The sequence below is a fragment of the Lonsdalea populi genome, from assembly GCF_015999465.1.
Taxonomy (GTDB): Bacteria; Pseudomonadota; Gammaproteobacteria; order Enterobacterales; family Enterobacteriaceae; genus Lonsdalea; species Lonsdalea populi.
Map to the genome: position 1 here is coordinate 1,111,813 of NZ_CP065534.1, position 25,584 is coordinate 1,137,396.

15 protein-coding genes and 1 pseudogene are annotated in these 25,584 nt (G+C 54.5%); 4 read left to right on the top strand and 12 right to left on the bottom strand.

What is annotated here, in order from left to right; translation table 11 throughout:
- Window positions 1-46: 46 nt before the first annotated feature.
- Window positions 47-1,006 carry a ferrochelatase gene (gene hemH / locus I6N93_RS04945; protein WP_085689914.1) on the top strand — a complete coding sequence of 320 codons (960 nt, stop codon included), beginning with the start codon at window positions 47-49 and terminating at the stop codon, window positions 1,004-1,006.
- Between the two features lie 61 nt (window positions 1,007-1,067).
- On the opposite strand, the pseudogene I6N93_RS04950 reads toward hemH, so the two are convergent.
- Both I6N93_RS04950 and ybaL read right to left on the bottom strand, forming a co-directional pair.
- A pseudogene (locus I6N93_RS04950) lies at window positions 1,068-2,214 on the bottom strand (IS4 family transposase).
- A 157-nt stretch (window positions 2,215-2,371) separates the two neighbouring features.
- Window positions 2,372-4,054, bottom strand: coding sequence for a YbaL family putative K(+) efflux transporter (ybaL, locus tag I6N93_RS04955; protein WP_085687135.1), 1,683 nt, complete (start codon window positions 4,052-4,054; stop codon window positions 2,372-2,374).
- A 645-nt stretch (window positions 4,055-4,699) separates the two neighbouring features.
- On the opposite strand from ybaL, the gene ushA reads away from it, so the two are divergent.
- On the top strand, window positions 4,700-6,352 hold the full coding sequence (gene ushA / locus I6N93_RS04960) for a bifunctional UDP-sugar hydrolase/5'-nucleotidase UshA (protein WP_085687133.1): 1,653 nt from the start codon (window positions 4,700-4,702) through the stop codon (window positions 6,350-6,352).
- 78 nt (window positions 6,353-6,430) lie between these two features.
- On the opposite strand, the gene ybaK is transcribed toward ushA, so the two are convergent.
- The 8 genes from ybaK to ubiG all read right to left on the bottom strand — a co-directional run bounded on the left by ybaK (window position 6,431) and on the right by ubiG (window position 16,252).
- On the bottom strand, window positions 6,431-6,910 hold the full coding sequence (gene ybaK, locus I6N93_RS04965) for a Cys-tRNA(Pro)/Cys-tRNA(Cys) deacylase YbaK (protein ID WP_085687131.1): 480 nt from the start codon (window positions 6,908-6,910) through the stop codon (window positions 6,431-6,433).
- A 21-nt stretch (window positions 6,911-6,931) separates the two neighbouring features.
- Window positions 6,932-7,735 carry a TraB/GumN family protein gene (locus tag I6N93_RS04970; RefSeq protein ID WP_085687129.1) on the bottom strand — a complete coding sequence of 268 codons (804 nt, stop codon included), beginning with the start codon at window positions 7,733-7,735 and terminating at the stop codon, window positions 6,932-6,934.
- 327 nt (window positions 7,736-8,062) lie between these two features.
- Window positions 8,063-8,518 carry an NfeD family protein gene (locus I6N93_RS04975; RefSeq protein WP_085687127.1) on the bottom strand — a complete coding sequence of 152 codons (456 nt, stop codon included), beginning with the start codon at window positions 8,516-8,518 and terminating at the stop codon, window positions 8,063-8,065.
- The gene (locus tag I6N93_RS04980; protein WP_085687125.1) at window positions 8,518-9,432 is read right to left on the bottom strand and encodes an SPFH domain-containing protein; all 915 of its coding nucleotides are present in this window, start codon (window positions 9,430-9,432) and stop codon (window positions 8,518-8,520) included. Before I6N93_RS04980 ends, I6N93_RS04975 begins: the two co-directional genes overlap by 1 nt.
- A 420-nt stretch (window positions 9,433-9,852) precedes the next feature.
- Window positions 9,853-10,116 (bottom strand): class I ribonucleotide reductase maintenance protein YfaE, encoded by a 264-nt coding sequence (gene yfaE / locus I6N93_RS04985; RefSeq protein ID WP_085687123.1) that lies wholly within the window; start codon window positions 10,114-10,116, stop codon window positions 9,853-9,855.
- A gap of 2 nt (window positions 10,117-10,118) precedes the next feature.
- Window positions 10,119-11,249 carry a class Ia ribonucleoside-diphosphate reductase subunit beta gene (gene nrdB, locus I6N93_RS04990; protein ID WP_085687146.1) on the bottom strand — a complete coding sequence of 377 codons (1,131 nt, stop codon included), beginning with the start codon at window positions 11,247-11,249 and terminating at the stop codon, window positions 10,119-10,121.
- A gap of 187 nt (window positions 11,250-11,436) precedes the next feature.
- Entirely contained in the window at window positions 11,437-13,725 is a 2,289-nt protein-coding gene (nrdA, locus tag I6N93_RS04995; protein WP_085687121.1) for a class 1a ribonucleoside-diphosphate reductase subunit alpha, read from the bottom strand.
- A gap of 1,801 nt (window positions 13,726-15,526) precedes the next feature.
- The gene (gene ubiG / locus I6N93_RS05000) at window positions 15,527-16,252 is read right to left on the bottom strand and encodes a bifunctional 2-polyprenyl-6-hydroxyphenol methylase/3-demethylubiquinol 3-O-methyltransferase UbiG (RefSeq protein ID WP_085687119.1); all 726 of its coding nucleotides are present in this window, start codon (window positions 16,250-16,252) and stop codon (window positions 15,527-15,529) included.
- Between the two features lie 242 nt (window positions 16,253-16,494).
- On the opposite strand from ubiG, the gene gyrA reads away from it, so the two are divergent.
- A complete protein-coding gene (gene gyrA / locus I6N93_RS05005; protein ID WP_085687115.1) occupies window positions 16,495-19,128 on the top strand; it encodes a DNA topoisomerase (ATP-hydrolyzing) subunit A in 2,634 nt (877 codons plus the stop codon).
- A gap of 131 nt (window positions 19,129-19,259) precedes the next feature.
- Window positions 19,260-22,121, top strand: a complete 2,862-nt coding sequence (gene rcsC, locus I6N93_RS05010) for a two-component system sensor histidine kinase RcsC (RefSeq protein ID WP_085687113.1) — start codon at window positions 19,260-19,262, stop codon at window positions 22,119-22,121.
- Window positions 22,122-22,255: 134 nt separating this feature from the next.
- Here the strand turns inward: rcsC and rcsB are convergent, their stop codons facing one another.
- The gene (rcsB, locus tag I6N93_RS05015) at window positions 22,256-22,906 is read right to left on the bottom strand and encodes a response regulator transcription factor RcsB (RefSeq protein WP_026738877.1); all 651 of its coding nucleotides are present in this window, start codon (window positions 22,904-22,906) and stop codon (window positions 22,256-22,258) included.
- A 6-nt stretch (window positions 22,907-22,912) separates the two neighbouring features.
- The gene (gene rcsD / locus I6N93_RS05020; protein WP_085687111.1) at window positions 22,913-25,582 is read right to left on the bottom strand and encodes a phosphotransferase RcsD; all 2,670 of its coding nucleotides are present in this window, start codon (window positions 25,580-25,582) and stop codon (window positions 22,913-22,915) included.
- Window positions 25,583-25,584: the final 2 nt, after the last annotated feature.

Sequence of the window (25,584 nt, forward strand, 5' to 3'; positions counted from 1 at the left end):
ATGAAGGGCGGAAATCCAGCCCGCAGTCGGAATGAGGAATGCATCAATGAAAGAAGAAAAACACGGTGTGCTGTTGGTCAATCTGGGCACGCCTGATGCGCCCACCCCCCAGGCGGTGAAGCGCTATTTGGCCGAGTTCCTCAGCGACAGGCGCGTTGTCGATGTGAACCCCTTACTGTGGGCGCTAATTTTACGCGGCGCTATCTTGCCGTTCCGGTCACCCCGTGTGGCCAAGCTGTACCAGTCCGTATGGATGGAGGAGGGATCGCCGCTGTTGGTCTTCAGCCGCCGTCAGGAAAAAACTTTGGCTGAGCGCCTGTCCGGCACGCCGGTGGCGCTGGGGATGAGTTACGGTTCTCCTAGTCTGCGTTCCGCGTTGGAAAACCTGATGGCGCAAGGGGTGACATCCCTGACCGTCCTGCCGCTGTATCCGCAATATTCCTGTTCTACGACCGCCGCGGTGTGGGATGGCCTCGCTAACCTCATGAAGTCCACGCGACGGATGCCGGGCATCCGGTTTATTCGCGACTATGCCGAACACCCCGCTTACATCGCCGCGCTGAAGCACAGCGTAGAAACCTCGTTTGCCGAGCATGGCATGCCTGAGCGGCTGGTGATGTCATTCCACGGCATTCCTCAGCGTTATGCCAATGAGGGCGATGATTATCCGCTACGCTGTGCCGCCACGACGGCAGCGCTGACCGCGGCGCTGGGATTACCTCAGGACCGGGTAATGATGACCTTCCAGTCGCGTTTCGGACGTGAGCCTTGGCTAACGCCATATACCGATGAAACCATGCGGGCATTAGGTGCCCAGGGCGTGAAGGATATTCAAATTATCTGTCCCGGATTCGCCGCCGACTGTCTGGAAACGCTGGAGGAAATTCAGGAACAAAACCGGGAAATTTTCCTGCACGCGGGAGGGGCGCGGTTTAACTATATTCCTGCGCTGAACGATGACCCGTTGCATATCGACCTGTTGGAACAGCTGGTCAGCGCCCCCTGAGGAGCTCGTAGGGCGTGAGCTAGACATAAAAACGCCAGACTGCGTCTGTAATGCCAGTCAGTTAAGCCACTGACTGGCCCTTTTTCGGGGCTGAGGGTATTTCCAGGGCCTCTCCTTTACCACTCTCGGGAAGGCCCTTTCCCTTCTTGTCGGTAACTTTACCCGTTGCCCCATACTTTCAAGATCACCCATCAGCTCCGGGCTCCGCCCCGGTGAAGCGCCCTGCAGGGTCATCAGCATTCTCATTACCATTCCGCATGACTCAGAGAAGCTCAGCTGATTCGGCCAGTATCCTTTCAGATGTCCCGCCATTTTAATCATCTGATGTCTCACCAGATTAGTTAGCAGATGGACGACTTTTCCTTTGCGCGTCACGGTCAGCAAACGAGCTGTCATCTCATTTCCCATACCCGGCCACTTTTTTCGTGCCTGTGGACGGGTTTTCAGCTTCACCAGATGGTCGCCTTTACCCAGTTTTCTGACCTCTTCATACTGAGCTCCCTTTCTGAGAGGAAGCATCCAGTGGCGGTGCTCTCCCGCCTGGCTCCATGCATTTAACAGCCCCAGTTAGTAATAGCCTTTATCCATTAACGTCAGGGTGTTATCTCCGGTTGGCTCTATAAGTTGCTCAGCGAGCTCATTTTCGCTGTTTTTCATTGTGCCGAAGGCAGCTGCCGTCGGCAGATGGCCGGTCAGCTCCATCTGACAGACCCTTTTTACCTGCGGGTAGAGTCCTGGTTTCCCGCCATGCGTCTGGCGGGGGAAGGCGATTTCGTTTTCTGGCGTGTCCGGCGTTCGCCGGAACACACCAACGAGGGCCAGCAGGGTCAGGCCGCACCAGTGCGGATGCGGCGTGGCGTTATGCCGGAGCTGCGCTGTTTGCGTGAACACGCGGCGGACGGCCTCGCTTCCCAGACGCTGACGGGCCTGGATCACAGCGCTGGGTGCGACAAAGGGACGACTGCCCGGCAGCAAGTGTCCAGCCGATTAACAAGCTGATGGAGGGGGTCTTTACGTTCAAGGGCCATGCCGACGATACACCAGACCATCATTTCCAGCGGCAGACGACGTTTGCGCAGGGTGACTGTGCCGGCTTCGGCAAGACAGCGGGAAATGAGTTCCGGGTTCAGATAATCACCCAGAGAAGTCAGCGGGTTACGCAGAGAATCGTAACGGGATATCAGATCAGGAGCCTGTCCAATGCGCATAAAAAAATCCGGAAATGGGTGAGCATTTCCGGATTCTTACACAGCCACTGGATCGGCCAACCGATCCTTAACTGACCGGCATTACAGACTGCGTCTGGCATTTTTTTATCTGCGCTAGCTTCGGGCCATGCGGGTGACTGCGCCTGAGCCCTGTTTGTTAAATTGGACACTCCCTCGCCGGCATGTCGGGGGTAATGTTCAGCATGGTAATCATGGTATCCGCGATTTCCCTTTCGCCCATCACCACATGATCGGCACCGTGTTCGGCGATATAGCTGACTTCATCGTCGTAGTGCGCGCGCGCGATGATTTCGAGATCCGGACGCCGGGCGCGGGCGGTGGCGACGATTTCACCGGCCTCGTAGCCGTTGGGAATGGTCAGCAGCAGCCAGCGTGCGCAGTCGAGGCGGGCGATATCCATAATCTCAGGTTTGGTCGCGTTGCCCAATACCGCCTTGATGCCCTGCTCACGCAGCGCGTCCACTCGTGCGCGGGAGGTTTCAACCACCACCATCGGTATGCCGGATTCATGCAACTGAGCGCCGATCAGACTACCGACGCGGCCGTAGCCCACCAGGCAGGCGTGGTCGCATAGATCCACCGGAATCTGTTTTTCCTCTTCGATAGCCTCTTCCACAATCTGTTCTTCAATGGTTTCGTTCTTGGCCAGATAGCGCTCCAGCAGCGAGAACAACAGCGGGTTGAGCATAATGGACAGAATCGACCCGGCCAGCACCAAGTGGCGGCCGTCTTCAGTGAGGAGACCAAGGTAGATCCCCAGTCCAGCCAGAATAAAGGCGAACTCACCGATTTGGGCCAGACTGACGGAAATGGTCAGCGCCGTGCGTTTCGAATGACCGAACAGCCTGACGATGGCGAAGGCCGCCAGCGATTTGCCGAAGACGACGATGAGCAGCGTACACAGGACGGCCAGCGGTTCGTTGATTAGGATCATCGGGTCGAACAGCATCCCGACCGAGACGAAGAACAGCACCGCGAAGGCATCTCGTAGGGGAAGAGTGTCGTGGGCGGCGCGCTGACTCAGCTCGGATTCGTTCAGTACGACGCCGGCGAAGAATGCGCCCAGCGCAAAGGAGACATCGAACAGCTTGACCGCGCCGAAGGCGATACCCAGCGCCATGGCCAGCACAGCCAATGTGAACAGCTCTCGGGAGCCGGTACTGGCGCTTTTCGCCAGCACCCAGGGCACCAGGCGGCGACCGACGACGACCATCAGGGTGATGAAGGCGATGACTTTACCCAGCGTCAAAGCCAGATCCTTGAGCAGTTTATTGGTGTCGGCCGTTTCGGACCCCAGCATATCGCTAAAGGCGGGCAGTAGTACCAGCGTCAGTACCATCGCCAGATCTTCTACTATCAGCCAACCGATGGCTATCTGGCCTCGCTGACTGTCGACAAGCTGGCGTTCTTCCAACGCTCGCAGCAGCACGACGGTGCTAGCGGTGGACAGACATAGCCCGAACACGAGCCCGCTTTGCAGACTCCAGCCCAGCAGCGAGGAGAGCCCCAGTCCGAGCAGCGTCGCGACGACGATCTGAACGATAGCGCCTGGGATGGCGATCGATTTGACGGCCATTAGATCACGTAAAGAGAAGTGCAGGCCGACGCCGAACATCAAAAGAATCACGCCCAGCTCGGCGATTTCCGGCGCCAGCTTGGTATCAGCGACGAAACCGGGGGTAAATGGACCCAGCAAAACGCCCGCCAGCAGGTAGCCGACCAAAGGTGAAATTCGCAGGCGATGTGCCAAAATACCCAAAAGAAAGGCAAGGACCAGTCCTGCGGCCATTGTGGAAATTAACGGGGTGGTATCATGCATTCCGACTCCTTTGCTAGGGTAAAGTGAGTGAGCGGATGTTCCTGAGCCTTGCATCGTCCGGGCTGGAGCCTGCGACTCTTGAACCCTGGCAGCCCTTGTTATCGCTGGCTCTGCCTCTATACTTGTGCGCTTATGTGACAAACAGATAAATCAATTTATATAAATAAAGCCAGAGTGGGGCAATGAGAATTTTTTGTAGAAATGCTGGCCCCCGGCAGCTTATGAAGTGGAATGTGCCTTTTTTTATGATAATTAGATTTCATAGTTGATATAGAAGAATAAAAATCATAAAAAAAAGCATAAATGCCGCCTTTATGGCTAAGTAGCGCAGTTATCAGCCTGTTTATATTTGCCGCATGTATCTACTATGCCACAAAATAGTCATTTATGGGGGGGACGGCGAGAATTTCATCTAAAACGTCTTTTTTGCAAAAGCCAAAACCGACAGGTGTTATTCGCACAACGTCTCACTACCGACATCAACCGCTGCTATAACCGATTTTCTCTTGGCAGTGATGATGGTCAAAAGCCAAAAGTTAACTTATGTTAACGTAATGCCCGTTTTTTTGGCAGTAAATAACGCCTAAAAGGCGATAAATACACTTTATTATAAGTATTTTTAATATTTAATTGTGGAGATTTGCCATGGATTTTTCTAGGAAGGCGCTGGGCTTTGCGATCGCACTGACGCTAGCGCTGGCATCGACTTTTGCGCAGGCGTGGGAAAAAGATAAAACCTATAACATCACTATTCTGCATACCAACGATCATCATGGTCGCTTCTGGCAAAACGATGCCGGTGAATACGGCTTAGCGGCGCAAAAAACGGTTGTGGATGCTATCCGGCGCGAAGTGCAGCGAAAAGGCGGCAGCCTGCTGTTATTGTCCGGCGGCGATATCAACACCGGCGTGCCTGAGTCCGACCTGCAGGATGCCGAGCCGGATTTCCGTGGTATGAATCTGGTGGGCTACGATGCCATGGCCATCGGTAACCATGAATTCGATAATCCGCTGTCCGTCCTGCGCCAGCAGGAAAAATGGGCGAACTTCCCGCTGCTTTCCGCCAACATTTATCAGAAAAGCACCCAACAGCGTCTGTTTACGCCTTATCGTTTGTTCGACAAACAAGGGCTGAAAATCGCGGTTATCGGCCTGACGACCGATGATACGGCCAAAATCGGCAATCCGGAGTTCTTTACCGACATGGAATTCCGCAATCCGGCCGAAGAGGCTCGGCAGGTGGTGGAAGAACTGCGCAGCCGGGAGAAACCGGACATCATCATCGCGGCGACCCACATGGGCCACTACGATGACGGGCAGCACGGCAACAACGCTCCCGGCGACGTGGAGATGGCGCGCAGCCTGCCGGCGGGCTATCTGGATATGATTGTCGGAGGTCACTCTCAGGATCCGGTATGTATGGCGAGCCGGAATAAGAAAGAAGCGAACTATGTGCCCGGCACGCCTTGCACGCCGGACCGTCAGAAAGGCGTGTGGATTGTGCAGGCGCACGAATGGGGGAAATACGTCGGCCGCGCCGATTTTACGTACCGCAACGGCAAACTGACGCTGAAACACTACCAATTGATACCCATCAACCTGAAAAAGCGCGTGACCCGGGAGGACGGCAAGGTCGAAAGGGCGTATTACACCCAGGAGATCGAGCAGAACCCCGAGATGCTGAAACTGCTGACGCCGTTTCAGGAGAAAGGTCGCGCCCAATTGGAGGTGAAAATCGGCAGCACGCTGGGACGTCTGGAAGGGGATCGCAGCAAAGTGCGTTTTGAACAGACCGATCTGGCCCACGTGGTGCTTTCTGGGATCGTGGACCGTACGAATGCAGATTTCGCTGTGATGAGCGGCGGCGGCCTACGTGACTCCATTGAAGCGGGAGATATCACCTATAAATCGATTTTGCAGGTACAGCCCTTTGGCAATACGGTGGTATATGTCGAGATGAAAGGCCGTGAAGTCGAGCAGTATCTGGCGACGGTAGCGAACTTCAAGGTGGATGCCGGTGCTTACGCCCAGTTCCTCAACGTCAGCCTGGAAGCCGATGGCACCGGCGTTGGAAACGTCAAGATTAAGGGCGAACCGCTGCAGGCGGACAAGGTCTATCGGGTAGCGACGCTGAGTTTTAATGCCGACGGTGGGGACGGATATCCGGTTGTAAGCAAGCGTTCAGATTTCGTAAATACCGGCTTTGTCGACGCTGAAGTGCTTAAAGAGTATATCGCGCAACATTCGCCGTTGAATCCGGCGGATTATGCGCCGAAAGGCGAGATCGTTTATCACTAAGTTCGTGTGTTGCGATGAACGACGGGCGACGTGGGTGAAAACCGGCGTCGCCCGTTTTGTTATGCGCTTCTGCGAACGTCAGTCGCGCTTGGCGATATCGGCAAAGCCAGCGTCGAGCAGCGAACTCAAATCTGAGGCCGCCAGTTCAATGTCCAGTCCGCGCTTGCCGCCGGAAATAAAAATGGTGTCGAACGGCTCTGCGGCGATGTCGATGGTCGTCGGCAGGCGCTTTTTCTGCCCGAGCGGGCTGATGCCGCCGACCAGATAGCCGGTAACGCGCTGGGCCAGCTGCGGATCGGCCATGTCCGCTTTTTTGGCGCCGAACGCTTTAGCCACTTTTTTCAGATCCAACTGACCCGCTACCGACGTTACCGCAACGGCCAGATTTTTAGCATCGCCGTTCAGCGCGACCAGCAGCGTTTTGTATATCTGCTGCTTATCGACCCCAAGTTTACACGCAGCTTCTTCGCCGAAATTGGTTTCATCGGCGTCGTGATGATAGCTGTGCAGAGTAAAGTTGATTTTGTGCTTCTCAAGCAGCTTGACTGCGGGTGTCATGATTTCTGTCCTTACATACTGTCAAAATGAGTGCGCCCGCAGTAGGGCGGGCAAATTATCATCGCCAAACAGGTGCAGCGCGCCTACCGAGATCACATAGTTTCCCTCGGGTAATGCCGTCAGCCGTTGCTGCCAGCATCGATTGCGCTGCCGAATCAATATTTCCGACATGGCGTTGCCGAAGCTGTCGGGCAAATTGTCGATGCGCAGGGTTTTATAATCCAGCCATCCGTTGATCATGGTTTGCAGCAGGCGTGCGTTGCTGTGCCAGTGGATCAGGGTATCTTCCAGCAGAGGCAGTCCGCCGCGGGGCAGCCGCTCAAGCAGTTCGACCTGCGCCTGTTGGCCCTCAAGTTCGATAATGGGCAAGCCGCGCTTCCGGGCGATGTGGATCAACTGATAATCAATGCCGTATTGCGGGCGCAGGCCCAGCGAGGTTGCCTGTCTGGCCTGCAACATCAACGCGACCTGCCAGGCAGGTAGACGGTCGAGGCTATCGTAGCTGAGTGCCAGCGAATGACAACATTGTTGCAGCCGATCGAGTGCCTCGGCGTCCAGTCTTTCAGACAGCGGCGGCGCTTCTTCAGTCGAGGAGAAGGGCGAGCCGCTGTCTGAAATATCCGCCTCGACGACCAACGCCGTCGCCGAGTCCAGCCGTTTAAGCAGCGCGTCCGGCAGCGGCGACATATCCGCCGTCCCCATATGAATACTGCCGACCAGATGATAGCGATGATTGGCGAGTGTAATATCGACCGCGGGATAGCCCCCGCTGCGCGGAGAGATCAGGCCGAGGAACGTAGCGATGCGGCGTAATAAGGGCTTCATAGCGTTATCTCCGGATGATCAATACGTTATGCTAAACGCTTCGCGGGCAAAGTTGTATCGGTAATTGCGGCGGGCAGCGGTGTGAGGCGGTAAGCCGGTTGTGAGTGTCGTATGGGCCGAGGGCACTCGCGCTGGAACTCTCCAAAACCGGGTAAGAAACTTGGTCAGACGCTGATGAAATGACGGCGACACGCGTAGGCGACGTTGATTAGGGCGTGATGAAAATGCGCCATCGCCAACAGACGATGGAGGGTCTTGAAGACAGCCTTAAGGCCTTCTGTCGAGCGGCCAGCCAGAAGCGGTCTGCGCGACAAGGGGACGGTAACACTACTCGGTCCGCGGGCGAACGCGCAGCGTAATACCTACCACCTCAATGATTTCGACCGGGGTTCCCGCGGGTAGATCGCCGTCGGCCGTGACTCGCCAACTGCCATCGTCAAGGGTGATGCGCCCCAGCCCGTTGACGACGGGCTCGCTCAGATTAGCCTTGCGCCCCACTAACTGTTGTCCGCGCTGATTGAGCGTAGAAGCCGGGCTGCGCAGCGTTTGCCGGCGTAGCCAATACCACCACAGACACGCCGTGAGCACGGTCAGCAGCGCAAACGCGACGCCTTGCGCCGGCAACCCCAGAGGCAGCAGCCAAACCAGTATGCCGACCAATAGCGCGGAAATGCCGTTCCACAGCAGATACCCGCCCGCGCCCAGCATTTCCGCTGCGAGCAGCAGGCCGCCAAGCGTCAGCCAGAACCAGCGTGCATAGGTCATCAGCATATCGGTCATCATCAGGCTTTCCGGCCGGACTGGCTCTCTTTAATCAGTTCGCTGATCCCGCCAATAGCGCCCATCAGGTTGCTGGCATCCAGCGGCATCATGATGACTTTGCTGTTATTGGCTGAACCGATGTTCTGCAATGCGTCGGTATATTTCTGCGCGACAAAGTAATTGATAGCCTGAATGTTCCCGGCGGCGATGGCATCAGACACCATCTGGGTCGCACGGGCTTCGGCCTCGGCGGAGCGTTCGCGGGCTTCGGCTTCCAGGAAGGCGGACTGACGCTGCCCTTCGGACTTCAGAATCTGCGACTGTTTTTCCCCTTCGGCTTTCAGAATGGCCGCCTGACGCACGCCTTCGGCTTCCAGAATATCGGCGCGTTTGTTTCGCTCGGCTTTCATCTGAGCGTTCATGGCTTCAATCAGCTCTGCCGGCGGACGAACGTCGCGGATCTCAATACGGGTGACTTTAATCCCCCAAGGGTTGGTGGCCTCATCCACAATGTGCAGCAGGCGGGTGTTGATGCTGTCGCGCTGAGACAACATTTCGTCCAGCTCCATCGAACCCAGCACGGTACGAATGTTGGTCATGGTCAGATTGATGATGGCCAGTTCCAGATTGCTGACTTCATAGGCGGCCTGCGCGGCGTCGATGACCTGGATGAAACATACGGCATCGATGGTGACGTTGGCGTTGTCCTTAGAGATGATTTCCTGAGACGGAATTTCCAGCACCTGTTCCATCATGTTGATCTTACGGCCCACTCGGTCCATGAAAGGAACGATCAGATTGAGGCCGGGCATGAGCGTGCGGGTATAACGTCCAAAGCGTTCCACCGTCCACTGGTAGCCCTGAGGGACGATTTTAATGCCGGACCAGACGATGATCAGCGCAACGATAATAATCACAAAAATAAAAGTTAGCATTGACTTCACTCTCTCTAATGTTTTATCCGACAAGTGTAACCCAATTTGCGCGACGAAATGGCGCGATGAGGCGGGATTTTCATGGCTTTATCTCCGACCGTCGGCGTCGCTGCTTACCGGGGTGACAGCTGGCGGTGTAATAAGTGAAATAAGACAATGTTATAGGAGGACTTTGTGTGTTTCTTGTCGCGTGCGGTTAAGTCATTGCTGCGCTAACGTTGTTTTCTGATTTTCCGTCGTCGCGCCTACGTGAAAGCGGAGAGTAGGGCATCAGTCTTAACGACGGCGTGAGAGACGTCTTGCATCAGCCAGCGTATGTCGGTCTGGCGTCATCAAGAAGAATTCGGGGGACGAACACGAGGAGCCTGCAGAGAAGGGCGTGGTGGTGGATGGAAAGTGCCAGCGGCGCGAACCGGCTGGCTAGATATCCAACTCGACGTCGTTAAGCGGTTTACAGCAGCAGGGGAGAATCTCGTCCGGCAGAAAGAACGCCAACGGCGTCTGCGCATAGGCGACTTCGCCTTTGAGAAGGCGCATGCGGCAGGCGCCGCAGTAGCCTGAGCGGCAGTGGTACTCCACGTTGACCCGCTGCGTTTCTAACGCCTCCAGCAATGTGGCGTTTTCCTTTTCGCTGTACTCAAACTGCGCACCGGACGTGCGCAGGGTGATGGTTGGCGTACTCATGCTTACAGCTGGAAGTCGCTCAGATCGTCGGCATTGATTTCCGAGTCGATTTGTCCAACCAGATAGGAGCTGACTTCGACTTCCTGCGGAGCAACCTGTACGTTGTCCGAAACCAGCCAGGCATTAATCCACGGAATCGGGTTGGTGCGGGTTTCAAACGGCAGCGGCAGCCCGACGGCCTGCATGCGGATATTGGTGATGTACTCGATGTACTGGCACAGAATATCTTTGTTGAGACCGATCATAGAGCCGTCGCGGAACAGATATTCCGCCCACTCTTTTTCCTGCTGCGCAGCCAGTACGAACAGGTCGTAGCTCTGCTGCTGGCACTCTTCCGCCACCTTCGCCATTTCCGGATCGTCATGGCCTGAACGCAAAAGATTCAGCATATGCTGCGTTCCGGTCAGGTGCAGCGCCTCATCGCGGGCGATCAGCTTGATGATTTTGGCGTTGCCCTCCATCAGTTCGCGCTCCGCAAAGGCGAACGAGCAGGCGAAGCTGACGTAAAAACGGATCGCTTCCAATGCGTTGACGCTCATCAGACACAGGTACAGCTGTTTTTTCAACTGATACAGGTTGACCTCGACGGTCTTGCCGTTCACCTGGTGTGTCCCTTTACCCAGCAGATGATAGTAATTGGTCATCTCGATCAGATCGTCATAGTACCCGGAGATATCTTTGGCGCGCTTAAGGATTTCGTCGTTGGTGACGATGTCGTCAAACACCAGAGACGGGTCGTTGACGATGTTTCGGATGATATGCGTGTAAGAGCGGGAGTGAATGGTCTCGGAAAACGCCCAGGTTTCCACCCACGTTTCCAGCTCTGGAATCGAAATGAGCGGCAGCAGCGCCACGTTCGGGCTACGCCCCTGAATGGAGTCCAGCAACGTCTGATACTTCAGGTTGCTGATGAAAATATGCTTCTCGTGATCCGGCAGCGCCTGATAATCGATGCGATCGCGGGAGACGTCGACTTCTTCAGGGCGCCAGAAAAAGGAGAGCTGTTTTTCTATCAGCCTTTCGAAAATCTCGTATTTCTGCTGGTCGTAACGCGCCACGTTAACCGGCTGGCCGAAGAACATCGGCTCCAGCAGCTGATTATTTTTGTTCTGTGAAAAAGTGGTATAGGCCATGGTATCTCCAAAAAAAGGCCGGAGCATTTTTCAACGCCGTTTGCGGCGATCTCGGACGGACTGCGTGTCCGTCATAGAAAATCAGAAAACTGCCGTCCGGAAGACGGCAGTTTCTAGTGAGTTTACTGATAACCCGGCGATGACGAAACGATCATTCGACAGAATGAAAATCCTTTCGCGCACGGCGTTAGATTTTGCAGGCGCCGCCTTCGCAGCCATCATCCTGCGCGGCGACGTCCAGCAGGTCATCCTGTGAATCCTCGGCGCCGTCACGGGTATTTTGATAATAGAGCGTTTTGACGCCGAGTTTGTAGGCCGTCAGCAGATCTTTCAGCAGCTGTTTCATCGGCACTTTGCCTGATGCAAAACGCGACGGATCGTAGTTGGTGTTGGACGAAATCGCCTGGTCGACGAATTTCTGCATCAGTCCCACCAATTGCAGATAGCCGTCGTTGTTCGGCATTTCCCACAGCAGTTCGTACTGGCCTTTCAGGCGCTCATACTCCGGCACGACCTGACGCAAAATGCCGTCTTTCGACGCCTTCACGCTGATGTGGCCGCGCGGCGGTTCGATGCCGTTGGTGGCGTTGGAAATCTGCGACGACGTTTCGGACGGCATCAGCGCGGACAGCGTGGAGTTGCGCAGACCGTGGGTTTTGATGTCCTGGCGCAGCGCTTCCCAGTCGAAGTGCAGCGGCTCGTTGCTGATGGTGTCCAGATCGCGCTTGTAGGTGTCGATCGGCAGTACGCCCTGCGAGTAGGTGGTTTCGTTGAACCACGGGCAGGCGCCCTGCTCGCGCGCCAGCACGTTGGAGGCTTTCAGCAGGTAGTACTGAATGGCTTCAAAGGTGCGGTGCGTCAGGTTGTTGGCGCTGCCGTCGGAGTAACGGACGCCGTTCTTCGCCAAATAGTAGGCGAAGTTGATAACGCCGATACCCAGCGTGCGGCGGCCCATCGCGCCACGTTCTGCGGCGAGAATAGGGTAGTCCTGATAGTCCAGCAGCGCATCCAGTGCGCGCACGGCCAACGTCGCCAGCTCTTCCAGATCGTCCAGGCTGTCGATGGCGCCGAGGTTAAAGGCGGACAGCGTACACAGCGCGATTTCGCCGTTTTCGTCATTCACGTCGTTCAGCGGTTTGGTCGGCAGCGCGATTTCCAGGCACAGGTTGGACTGACGTACCGGCGCGATCTGCGGGTCGAACGGGCTGTGGGTGTTGCAGTGATCGACGTTTTGTATATAGATACGGCCGGTAGATGCGCGCTCTTGCATCATCAGCGAGAACAGTTCGACCGCTTTGATGCGCTGCTTGCGAATGCTCTCGTCCTGCTCGTACTTGACGTACAGACGTTCGAACTCTTCCTGGTTGACGAAGAAGGCGTCGTACAGGCCGGGCACGTCGGACGGGCTGAACAGGGTGATATCTTCGCCCTTGAGCAGGCGCTGGTACATCAGCTTGTTGAGCTGCACGCCGTAGTCGAGGTGGCGAACGCGGTTGCCTTCAACGCCGCGGTTGTTTTTCAGCACCAGCAGGCTTTCGACTTCTAAATGCCACAGCGGGTAGAACAGCGTTGCCGCGCCGCCGCGCACGCCGCCCTGAGAGCAGGACTTCACCGCCGTCTGGAAGTGTTTGTAGAACGGCACGCAGCCGGTGTGGAAGGCTTCGCCGCCGCGGATCGGGCTGCCCAGCGCACGAATACGCCCGGCGTTGATGCCGATGCCTGCGCGCTGAGACACGTATTTTACGATAGCGCTGGAGGTCGCATTGATAGAGTCCAGGCTGTCGCCGCACTCGATCAGGACGCAGGAGCTGAACTGGCGGGTCGGGGTGCGGACGCCGGACATGATCGGGGTCGGCAGAGAAATCTTGAAGGATGACACCGCGTCATAGAAGCGTCTGACGTAGTCCAGTCGCGTCTCACGCGGGTAGCCCGAGAACAGGCAGGCCGCCACCAGCATGTACAGGAACTGGGCGCTCTCATAGATCTCGCCGGTCACACGGTTCTGTACCAGATATTTGCCTTCCAGCTGTTTCACGGCGGCATAAGAGAAGTTCATATCGCGCCAGTGATCGATGAAATCGTTCATCTGGGCGAACTCTTCCCGCGTGTAGTCTTCCAGCAGGTGGCGGTCGTATTTACCCATGTCGACCATTTTCACTACATGATCGTACAGCTTGGGCGGCTCGAACTGTCCATACGCTTTTTTGCGCAGGTGGAAGATAGCCAGACGGGCGGCCAGATATTGATAATCCGGGCTTTCTTTGGAAATCAGGTCTGCTGCGGCCTTGATGATGGTCTCATGAATGTCGGCGGTTTTGATGCCGTCGTAAAACTGGATATGGGAGCGCAGCTCAACCTGTGAAACCGACACGTTGTGCAACCCTTCGGCGGCCCAAGTGATAACCCGGTGAATCTTATCCAGATTGATACGTTCTTTACTGCCATCGCGTTTGGTAACGAGCAGACTCTGGTTCATGTGGAGGAATACCTGTTTGAGTTCTTGGCAGCCCGATCGCCTGCATTTTTGCATGCTGAAAATAGTGTTTGATACATAAGATAAACACTATATATAGGGGGCTGGGTTGGTTTTGATAACAAGATAGTGAGAAATACATGTTAATGCAAGTAAGTGCATCGTGCAGATTTTGACCCGGACATTGAGTTGGAATGGAGTGAAACCAGCCGATCCCAGACGCGATGCGGCTTTGTTTCATGTCAACCTTTTACGCCAGTAAGAAAAAAAATTGATCGACTGCTGGATTCTTATTCGAACACAAAAAGTGACTTCTTGATCTGGTCACATTTTTGGCTATTTGGCTGCCGGAAGGGGCGGCCACGCAAGCGCATCTTCATTTCTTCTGACGTCTTCTCAACGGATCAGGCCTTTTTAGCTGCAATGTCATCCTATTGTCATAGCGCTCCCGGCTTTGCCATCTGCGGTGAACGTGTGCCGAGCCGGGGACGGCAAGGCGCGGGGGGCTGAGACGGCCGTATGCGCGCTAAAACCGCCGTCATAGAGAAATGAGATGGCGCGCGGTTAGTTGCGTCGTCTGGCAAATGTCCGGAATGGCATTCGGTGCAGCGATCTCTATTGATATAATGTATTAAAAATGTTTATTGTTTTATACCCTTTCAAGAAAGGGTTTTATTTTAAATGTTATTTTTAGGTTTTTGTGAAAGGTATAAATAAAGGCGTAGCTTTATTTTTGTCTATATATTTTTCCATAAAAATGCACCGAATAATAATATTGTACTATAACTATCTCAGTAAAAATAAATGCGTGGCGTTTGCTTTTATCATATTGCGTTACATTTATTACATTATGTTTATTTTTTAATATTATCGTATTGGGTTAATGTTTAAATGGTTTCATTAAATACACGAATAAGGAAAATTCAATATGCAATATAGAAAAGTCTCTATTTTACTGAGTTCTATTACTGGTTTGGTAATATCAATGGCGTCATTAAGCGCCTATTCAGGTACCGAAAATATTTATCCGGGTCCTGTGAATAGCGATAGCCATGCCGCAACGTCCGGCCATCAGCCTCAGTGGGTGTTGGCATCCAGCTCGGCGACCAGCCGCAGCAGCAGCCCTTCGCAGGGTAGCTCCAGCGGAAAGTCATCAGGGCATAGCAATAAAGGGAGTAACGAAAATAGAAACGGCCGATTCTAAAATGATTCCGCGAAACTCCAGGGGGTAATTTCCTCTCCGGTGCCACGTGTAACGCAAAGTAATCTCTGCGCCGAAAAATGAATTGTTGTAGCTACGCTATTTCGGCAACGATTTTATACTCATCGATTATTTAGTGTGGTTACATTAAGTCTATCGATTGTTATTATTTGGGCTGTATTCAGGGGCGGTTTTTTCCGCCCTTGTGACCTGGGTAAGTGCTTGGGCTAAAATATCAAATAAAAAAAGATGAGTGGCTTTTTAGGAATAATCTGGAAGAAATAATTAAAATATCGAAAATACTTTTACCGCACTGAAATATAGAAATTCTTAACATCAAAGGCGGCATCTTATTCATCTGTGGTGGACAGACATCAAGTCAGCGATGGTTTTGCCTCGTCCCCGACCAAATGATGGCGTCACCATCAGCCAAAGAGGAGGAGTGACAGTGTCAGCGGCAAGTTGGAAAGCAATAGTCAGACAGGAACAGGGCGGACAATGTGGTTTCTCCCTCTGTTACGCCGTCCTCCCGAATCGATGATGAGAGCGTATTCGATGCGGAAGGAACGAGGAGAACTCAAACGCCTGGCGTGGCTCGTCAGCTTATTCGGCGTTTTCACGTTGAGCATGCAGCATATAGTTGACATCTATACTCCCGCCCAGGCTGAATGTGTCGAACAGCGGATTATAGCGCAGCCCAGTGATGTGCTTTTCCCGCAATGGCGTCGAATCAAGCCATCCCAGCAGTTCGGCAGGGCGTATAAACTTTTTGATATCGTGCGTTCCTCGCGGCACCATGTTCGCGACATATTCGGCACCGACTATCATCATCAGCCACGCTTTGGCGTTGCGGTTGATCGTGGAGAAAAACACCTGTCCTCCGGGTTTGACCAAACGGGCGCAGGCTTCGATGACGGAACGCGGGTCGGGCACATGTTCGAGCATTTCCATGCAGGTCACCACGTCGTATTCGCCGGCGTGAGCCTCGGCATGAGCCTCTACGGTTTCCTGCACGTAATGTACGTCGACCCCGCTTTCCAGAGCGTGAAGGCGCGCAACCTGCAGGGGTTCGCTCCCCATGTCCAGCCCCGTGACCTGAGCGCCTTCGCGCGCCATGCTTTCGGACAAAATACCGCCCCCGCAGCCCACATCCAGGATTTTCTTGCCAAACAGGCCTTCGGTGTGGCGGGAGATATAGCCCAGACGCAGCGGATTAATGCGGTGTAGAGGTTTGAATTCGCCTTCCAGGTCCCACCAGCGGGAGGCGACGGCTTCAAATTTGGCGATTTCGTCGTGGTCGACGTTTTGGGTATAGGAATCAGCCTTCATGTACATGTCTACCTTATCGTCATTTTTCGCTGTTAGTGAGTATATCCGGCCTGCTGCGGTTGTTGTAGTCAAGTCGACATCCGTGGACAGGCGCGCGTCGGCCCGGGCCACAAAAATCAGCATCCTGGCCCGGCGGTACAACCCGGCGCGGGGTGCGGAGTTTTCCCCGAAACGCCGCTTTGTGATATACTTTTTCACCTTTTGAACTCGGGTAGATGCATTAATAGAGGGATAGCGGCTCCATGAGCGACCTTGCCAGAGAAATTACACCGGTTAACATCGAAGAGGAGCTGAAAAGCTCGTATCTGGACTATGCCATGTCTGTGATCGTCGGACGTGCGTTGCCGGATGTTCGCGATGGCCTGAAGCCGGTACACCGTCGCGTACTGTTCGCGATGAACGTACTCGGGAATGACTGGAACAAACCTTATAAAAAATCGGCCCGTGTGGTCGGGGACGTCATCGGTAAATACCACCCCCACGGTGACAGTGCGGTTTATGACACCATCGTGCGTATGGCCCAGCCATTCTCGCTGCGTTACATGCTGGTGGATGGACAGGGTAACTTTGGCTCGATCGACGGAGATTCCGCTGCCGCCATGCGTTACACCGAAGTTCGCATGTCGAAAATCGCCCATGAATTGCTGTCCGACCTGGATAAAGAAACGGTCGATTTCGTGCCGAACTACGATGGCACGGAACAGATTCCAGATGTCATGCCGACGCGCATTCCCAACCTGCTGGTCAACGGATCTTCCGGTATCGCGGTGGGGATGGCGACCAACATTCCTCCTCACAACCTGTCTGAAGTGATTGACGGCTGTCTGGCCTACATCAATGACGAAAATATCAGCCTCGAAGGGCTGATGGAGCACATCAAGGGACCCGATTTCCCTACCGCCGCCATCATTAACGGTAAGCGCGGCATCGAAGAAGCGTATCGCACAGGCCGCGGCAAGGTGTACATCCGTGCTCGCGCCGAAGTTGAAGCGGATGCGAAAACCGGCCGTGAAACCATCATCGTGCACGAAATTCCTTATCAGGTGAACAAAGCCCGCCTGATAGAAAAGATGGCCGAGTTGGTAAAAGAGAAGCGTATCGAAGGCATCAGCGCGCTGCGCGATGAGTCCGACAAGGACGGGATGCGCATCGTCATCGAGATCAAACGCGATGCGGTGGGTGAAGTGGTTCTAAACCATCTCTACTCCCAGACGCAGATGCAGGTGTCTTTCGGCATCAACATGGTGGCGCTGCATCAGGGCCAGCCTCGTTTGATGACGCTGAAAGAGATCCTGTCCGCGTTTGTACGTCACCGCCGTGAAGTGGTGACGCGCCGCACGATTTATGAGCTGCGCAAAGCGCGCGATCGCGCCCATATTCTGGAAGGTCTGGCCATTGCGCTGGCGAATATCGACCCGATCATCGAGATGATCCGTCAGGCACCAGCGCCTGCCGAAGCGAAAGCCGCGCTGGTTTCACATGCCTGGGAGCTGGGCTCCGTCGCCGCCATGCTGGAACGCGCCGGCGACGATGCCGCGCGTCCGGAGTGGCTGGAGCCGGAATTCGGTATCCGCGACGGTCGCTATTACCTGACCGAACAGCAGGCTCAGGCCATTCTGGATCTGCGTCTGCAGAAACTGACCGGTCTGGAACATGAAAAGCTGCTGGACGAATACAAGGCGTTGCTGGAGCAAATCGCCGAACTGCTGTTCATTCTGAACAGCCCGGATCGCCTGATGGAAGTGATCCGCGAAGAGCTCGAAGCGATCAAGGAACAATACAACGATCCGCGTCGCACTGAAATCACCGCAAACAGCGCCGACATCAACATCGAAGATCTGATCAACCAGGAAGATGTGGTCGTGACGCTGTCTCATCAGGGTTATGTGAAGTATCAGCCGCTGACCGACTACGAGGCGCAGCGTCGTGGCGGTCGCGGCAAGTCCGCCGCCCGCATCAAGGAAGAGGACTTCATCGATCGTCTGCTGGTGGCGAACACCCACGACACGATCCTGTGCTTCTCCAGCCGAGGGCGTCTGTATTGGATGAAAGTCTATCAGCTGCCGGAAGCCAGCCGTGGAGCCCGTGGACGTCCTATCGTCAACCTGCTGCCGCTGGAGCCGAACGAACGTATCACCGCCATTCTGCCGGTACGTGAATACGAAGAAGGGCTAAACATCTTTATGGCGACGGCCAGCGGTACGGTTAAGAAGACCGCGCTGACCGAGTTCAGCCGTCCGCGCAGCGCCGGTATCATCGCCGTTAACCTGAACGACGGCGACGAACTGATTGGCGTCGACCTGACGGATGGCAGCAACGAAGTCATGCTGTTCTCCGCCTCAGGGAAAGTCGTGCGCTTCTCCGAGCAGGCGGTACGTACTATGGGGCGCACTGCGACCGGCGTGCGCGGCATCAACCTGCAGGATGACGACCGTGTGGTCTCGCTGATTGTTCCTCGCGGCGACGGCGATATCCTGACCGTCACGCAGAACGGCTTCGGCAAGCGGACTGCGGTGGGCGAATACCCGGTGAAATCCCGCGCCACTAAAGGGGTTATCTCCATCAAGGTGAGTGAGCGTAACGGACAGGTCATCGGCGCGGTGCAGGTCGATACGGCCGATCAGATTATGATGATTACCGATGCAGGAACGCTGGTACGTACCCGCGTATCCGAGGTCAGCATCGTCGGTCGTAACACCCAGGGCGTCACGCTGATCCGTACTGCTGAAGACGAAAACGTCGTCGGCTTGCAGCGCGTTGCCGAACCGGTGGAAGACGAAGAGCTGGACGGTATCGTCGACGGTGAGATCTTGGAAGAGGAAGGCGATGAGCACGAATCTGACAACGACGACGATGAAGCCGTGGACGACGAGTAATCCGCAGGAGTTTCTCCGCATGCGGTAACTAAGCCAGCGCGTGATGCGCTGGCTTTTTTTATGCGGGATCGGTACTGTGGTAGCCGCCGGTTCGGCGGCAGTTCTCTATCCTATAACCTGACGGTATTCCCTTGAAATTTGTAGCTTCATTTCAGACCACTCTGAAATTTTCCCGGTATTTGTTCCGGGCGCTGGCTCTGGCGCTATGGCTCCTGGGAGCGCTGATCTCATTGTTTTATATCAGCAAGGCGCTTAACGAACGCGAGTCGCAACTGAGGCACCTTTTTACCCTGAACTCCGATCAGTCTTTGGGATATATTCGCCGCGCTACCGACGTGGCGCGCGAGCTAAAATATATGGCGACCAATCGGCTGAGTGTGGTCAGTCCCAGTAGGGAGCATCTTACCGAGGTGCAGGAGAAGGCCTACTCGATTTACGGTATGTCGTCGTCGGTCAACTGCGCCGCGGAGTATGAGAAGAACCCCTCCCAGTTGACGCCGCTCATCCACTTTTTTGAGCAGTGGCACCAAGATTTCTCTTCCGTCTACGATCTGAACCGTATTTTCTTTGTCGATCGGCGCCAGCAGTGCCTGGTGGATTTCGGCATCCGTAACCAGTCGCTGGACAGCGAGAGTCTGGTCAGAAACGTGCAGGAGCGCCTGCAGGGGCAGCGCAATAGCAAGCTGTCGACCCGCCGCGACGACAGCCTGTTCTGGGTCAGTTCTGGTCTGACGTCTGAAACCGGTTACTTCTATGCCTTGATGCCCATCTATGTGGAAAACCAACTGGTGGCGGTGATGGGAATTGAACAGCCCATCCGTCTGGATGATTTTATGCTGAGCAGCGATCTGCCGTTCAGCGTCAAACTACTCGACCAAAACAACCGCACGCTGATGCAGTTCAGCGATGCGGCGCGCAATAATATCAATGGGCCTTACCCGGACGTCAGCGCCTATTTCGGTTACATCAACAACTACAACGCCCTGATTCTGAAGAAGGCATTGCTGCCGACCTCGCTGAGTGTGGTGTACGCACTGCCGCTGGAAGTCATTCTGGCGGCGCTCAACTCCCTGATCATGAACATGGCGTTGCTGAATCTGCTGTCGGCCATCGCGCTGTTTGTGATTACCCGAGTGCTGGAGAAGCGCATGTTTCTGCCCGCAGAAAGAAACGCGTTCCAACTGGAGGAGAACGAACAGTTCAATCGTAAGATCGTAGCCTCCGCGCCGGTGGGGATCTGTATCCTGCGTATCAGCGACGGCGCCAATATTCTGAGTAATGAGCTGGCCCACAAGTATCTCAGCCTGCTGACCTACGAAGACCGTATCCGCGTGAACAAGATTATCTGCGAACAGCAGTCTAAGTCCGTGGATGTGCTGACCAGCCGTAACCATCATCTGCAAATCAGCTTTGTGCATTCCCGCTATCGTAATGAGAACGTGGCGATTTGCGTACTGCTGGACGTCAGCGCCCGCGTCAGAATGGAAGAGTCGCTGCAGGAAATGGCCAACGCGGCCGAGCAGGCCAGCCAATCCAAATCCATGTTCCTGGCGACGGTCAGTCATGAACTGCGCACGCCTTTGTACGGCATCATCGGCAACCTGGATTTGCTGCAAACCAAGACGCTGCCGAAAGACGCTAACCGGCTGGTGGCGGCCATGCACAATTCGTCTGAACTGCTGTTGAAAATCATCAGCGATATTCTCGACTTCTCCAAAATCGAGTCTGAGCAGTTGAAAATCGAAAACTGCCAGTTTACTCCGCGTGAAGTGATCAGCCACGTAGTGAGCAACTACCTGCCGCTGGTGGTCAAGAAGCGCCTGACGCTCTATTGCTTTATCGAACCCAAGGTGCCGTTGAGCCTGCTGGGCGATCCGGTGCGTCTGCAGCAAGTGCTGTCCAACCTGCTGAGCAACGCCATTAAGTTCACCGATACCGGCTGTATCGTCTTTCAGGTGCGCTGTCGCGATGGGTATATTGAGTTTCTGGTGCGGGATACTGGCGTCGGGATCAATACGCGTGAAGTCATGAAATTGTTCGATCCCTTCTTCCAGGCTGGAACCGGCGTGCAGCGGCATTTTCAGGGCACCGGTCTGGGGCTGGCGATTTGTGAGAAACTGGTCAACCTGATGGACGGCGACATCACGATCGAGTCGGCGCCGGGACTGGGCAGCCAGTTCGGCATTCGCATTCCTCTCTATCAGGCTCAGTACCCGCTGACGGTGATTAACCCGCTATTGCAGGGGAAAAACGCCTGGCTGCGTATTCGCAACGCCTATATGGGAAATTACCTGCGTGCGTTCCTGCAAGAGCATGGTCTGAACGTACAGGACTATCATGGACAGACCGTAGCGGCCGATGAGATTGTCATCAGCGACTATCCGTTGAGCCAGAACCTGGGCGGGCGGGCGCACATCCTGATCAGTGGGTCTCACACCGGATCGGCGCAGGAAGTGTCGCCGGGATGTTGGGAGCACAGCACGTCAGCGCCGCAGGATCTGCCGCTGCTGCTGCAACGCATTTACCGTGGTAAAGATGCGCTGCCGATGCCAGCGTCCGCCGCCCCGGCTTCGGTAAGCTATAGCCGCGATAATGACGATATTCATATTCTGGTCGTGGACGACCACCCGATTAACCGCCGCCTGCTGGCGGACCAGTTGGGATCGTTGGGCTATGAGGTCATAACGGCCAACGATGGGTTGGACGCGCTCGACGTGCTAAGCAAATCTTCCGTAGATATCGTGTTGACGGACGTCAACATGCCGAATCTGGACGGGTACGGCTTTACCCGCCGGATGCGGGAGATGGCGATGACGCTGCCCGTGATTGGCGTGACCGCAAACGCGCTGGCGGAAGAGCGGCAGCGCTGTTTAGAAGCCGGTATGGATAACTGTCTCTCGAAACCGGTCACGCTAAATACGCTGCAACAGTCTCTGGCGTATTACGCCAATCTGGTGCGTCAGGGTAAGGCCACGCAGTCCCAGGATAGCTGACAGACGTCTTCCGCTCAGTACATGCTTGTTGCGGAAGGGCTTGCGATGGGAGGAGGGGAAGGGGAAATAAAAAAGGCTCTAAGAAGAGCCTGAGCATTGAATGCCCGCCGAGACGATCGGCGGATGATCGGAGATTACTCTTTTTCTGTTGACGCGACGCCGACGGAAGAGAGGTAGTTCAACAACGCGATATCGTTATCGACCCCGAGTTTGGTCATAGCCGATTTCTTCTGGCTGCTGATGGTCTTAATGCTGCGGTTAAGCTTTCTGGCGATCTCAGTCACCAGGAAACCTTCCGCGAAGAGACGCAGCACTTCGCTTTCCTTCGGCGACAGGCGTTTATCGCCATAGCCGCTGGCGCTGATTTTCTCCAACACTTTGCTCACGCTTTCCGGCGTGAACTTCTTGCCTTTCTGCAATGCGGCCAATGCCTTAGGCAGATCCGTCGGCGCGCCTTGTTTCAGGACGATCCCTTCGATATCCAGCTCCAGTACGGCGCTGAGAATCGCGGGGTTATTGTTCATGGTCAGAACAATAATCGACAGCTGCGGAAAGTGACGCTTGATATATTTGATCAACGTGATCCCGTCGCCGTATTTATCCCCCGGCATGGATAAATCAGTAATAAGAACGTTGGCATTGAGCTTTGGTAAATTATTGATTAATGCTGTTGAGTCTTCAAATTCCCCAACGACGTTCACCCACTCGATTTGTTCCAGTGATTTTCTGATGCCGAAAAGAACGATAGGATGGTCGTCTGCAATAATTACATTAATGTTGTTCATTGTTGTTTACTCATATTGTTGGCCACCTTGCTGTAGTAATGCACTGACAAAACGTTCAATCTGTTGAAGGTTATTTATTATCTGCACACTATCCTGCGAGGTTATCAGTTGTTCCAGGACTTCACACAATTGTTTGCCCGGATGCAGATTCAGCATGGCAAACACGCCTTTGAGCCGGTGGGCTGTTTGAGCCAGTGACACAAAATCGCCATCTTGAATTTCAGTATACAGCCTGTTCATATCCTCCGGTACTGTCTCTACGAACAGTGAAAAGTAGTCGCTGCTGCGCAGTTGGCGAGCGTAAAAACCGATGTCGTCATCCGTTGCCGGACGGTTATCGCCGGTAGACGTTTCCAACTGCTGCTCGATCAGTTTCAGCAGAGCATCCAGCATCAGCTGGCTGATATTGTAGCTGGTGCGCAGTCGCCGTTTGCCCAGAGAAACCCACTGCGTGCTTTCTCCGGTTACTAATAGTGTGTCGTCTGCGACTTTCCCTGCGTCATCCGTAATCGTGAGGTCCGTTTCCTGATCAATCAGGCGCTCGTCATAAATAACGAAGTCCGCACCCCACTGACTGACCATGCGGCTAACAATTTGCCGAACTTCATCCGTGGTGATATCCAGTAATACCGTAATACCATCCAGCAGCCTTTCCTCTTCCTCTTCCTGGAGTTCGACGGGCTCCATTTTTAGCGTCAGCGTATATTGCGTACCTAAATCCGGCAATCGGTTGATTTGCAATTGACCGCCCAGTTTGTGGCAAAGCTGATGACATAAAAATAAGGTTAATCCGGAATTTTGCCTGAATCGATCGGAAAGTGCCGGCGCGGCGAACGGATGCAGTTCATTATCAAGTTCTTCGACGGAAACATCCGTACCTGTATCGTTAATTTGTATGATCCATTGTCCCGATGTTTTTTCAGGCTGTTTCAGCGTCAGCGTAATTTTGCCGTAGTCCGTATTTGTAATGGCATAATCCATTAATAACGAAAGCGTTTTCTTTAATAGTTCACTGTCGCCCAGATAGGTTTGCCGAATATCGAGCTGGAAATGATTGAACAGGCTGATGCCTTTTTGCTGTATGCGCGGCAATAGCGGCAACAGTAAATCGTCGACGAGTGCGAGCGGCGCAAACGGCGCGTGCGCCACATCCCACTTGTCGGTTTCCAACTGTGCCTGCAGAGCGATATTTTCCATTAGGCTCAGGGCGCAGGCGGCCTCGCTAATCAGTAGTTGCAGCGACTGCTGCCGTTCGTCCGGCGTCTGCTCATTGCTCAGCGAAAGCGCGAGCTGATGCACGGCGTTGAGCGGTTGTTTGAACTCCTGACTCAGGTTGTGGAACAATTGCTTACGCACGGCGATGTTCTTGTCAAACTCCTGTTGCGCCAGCTGTAGTTTCTTATTGATGACGATTTCCTGTTCTTGTTCGCGGAGCAAGAACAGGCAGTAGTCCGGTACGAACAGGCTATAGAACAGCCTCACTTCATACATCTCATTATCGACGGTGGCCTGAATCACACCCTGATGCTCTTCCGCTAGCGTTGCGATTTTCTTCAGGCTGAGGTGCGGATACAGTCGTTCCGCCAGCGCGTTCGCCACCACCACTTTATTGGTGCTGAAGTCATAGACCAGCACGCCCACCGGTAGATGACCGATGATTTCGGTATACATGTTCTGCTGTTTTTTCAGTCGATATGACAGGTCTTCCCGAGGGCGGGAAAAGTGGCGACGGAAGGCGTAGAAGCCCATCAATGCGATCAGCAGCAGCGCCAGATTAAGCAATATCATCCAGATATTGCTGCGCAGCATGTCGCTGATCAGACGGTCCAGCGGGATGCTGTACACCATTTTCAGCGGTGCGTTGGTCAACTGGGCGGACACTTCCACCATCGTGCCTTCCAGACGGACATCGGTCGGTGTTTCGTTATCCGTGCCGGTTTCCATGCTCATTGGCAGCGTTTGCTGACGCAGCATCAGATTTTCCCGCTCCAGGTTGCGCGGGATTAAATCGTTGATCGACAGGTCAAAGGCAATCACGGTCGCGAGATGCCCCGGCTGGTTGAAGGTCGTGCGCAGGGTGAAATAGTAGTTGTTATAGAAGCGCAGTTTGCGCAGAGGCGAGAAGCTTTCACGTTCGTCCAGTGCATTCGCCTGCTGCAGCATTTCGGCCTTGCGGGCCTCAATCAACGCTGCGATATAGCTGCCGCGAAACTGGGAAGAGACGTCTTTCAGCGGCTGGGTGGAAACCATCGTCAGGCTGTTATCGGTGCCGTTGAGGTAGTACATCGAAAACACGTCGGTCTTCGCGCCCCACAGAATGTCCAGATATTGCGAGATCCTGTGCATGGAGTAGAGCGTACTTTTCTCGTGCTGCCCGAACATCAGCGTATCGGTTTTCTGACCGCGCTGCTCGACGTAGAACACGTTCGGCACCAGCGTGATGACATTCACCGCGCCTTCGGTCGGGGGCGGGGCATCCACGAGCAGGTTTTTATAAATCTGATCGGTAAAGAAGCGATAGGTGTCGATTCGCTTTTGCATGCTTTCAGCGACATCGGTCAGAGCATACATCTTCCCCGTCATCCAGCCATTGATATAGTTATAGCTAAACGCCCCGAACACCAGCAGTAGCAGTAAAACGAACAGAGAGAAATAACGCATGATGATGGCGGGCATTT

Coding starts and splice junctions, on each gene's coding strand:
- hemH (WP_085689914.1), top strand. CDS start 47: ATGAAAGAAGAAAAACACGGTGTGCTGTTGGTCAATCTGGGCACGCCT.
- ybaL (WP_085687135.1), bottom strand. CDS start 4,054: ATGCATGATACCACCCCGTTAATTTCCACAATGGCCGCAGGACTGGTC.
- ushA (WP_085687133.1), top strand. CDS start 4,700: ATGGATTTTTCTAGGAAGGCGCTGGGCTTTGCGATCGCACTGACGCTA.
- ybaK (WP_085687131.1), bottom strand. CDS start 6,910: ATGACACCCGCAGTCAAGCTGCTTGAGAAGCACAAAATCAACTTTACT.
- I6N93_RS04970 (WP_085687129.1), bottom strand. CDS start 7,735: ATGAAGCCCTTATTACGCCGCATCGCTACGTTCCTCGGCCTGATCTCT.
- I6N93_RS04975 (WP_085687127.1), bottom strand. CDS start 8,518: ATGATGACCGATATGCTGATGACCTATGCACGCTGGTTCTGGCTGACG.
- I6N93_RS04980 (WP_085687125.1), bottom strand. CDS start 9,432: ATGCTAACTTTTATTTTTGTGATTATTATCGTTGCGCTGATCATCGTC.
- yfaE (WP_085687123.1), bottom strand. CDS start 10,116: ATGAGTACGCCAACCATCACCCTGCGCACGTCCGGTGCGCAGTTTGAG.
- nrdB (WP_085687146.1), bottom strand. CDS start 11,249: ATGGCCTATACCACTTTTTCACAGAACAAAAATAATCAGCTGCTGGAG.
- nrdA (WP_085687121.1), bottom strand. CDS start 13,725: ATGAACCAGAGTCTGCTCGTTACCAAACGCGATGGCAGTAAAGAACGT.
- ubiG (WP_085687119.1), bottom strand. CDS start 16,252: ATGAAGGCTGATTCCTATACCCAAAACGTCGACCACGACGAAATCGCC.
- gyrA (WP_085687115.1), top strand. CDS start 16,495: ATGAGCGACCTTGCCAGAGAAATTACACCGGTTAACATCGAAGAGGAG.
- rcsB (WP_026738877.1), bottom strand. CDS start 22,906: ATGAACAACATTAATGTAATTATTGCAGACGACCATCCTATCGTTCTT.
- rcsD (WP_085687111.1), bottom strand. CDS start 25,582: ATGCCCGCCATCATCATGCGTTATTTCTCTCTGTTCGTTTTACTGCTA.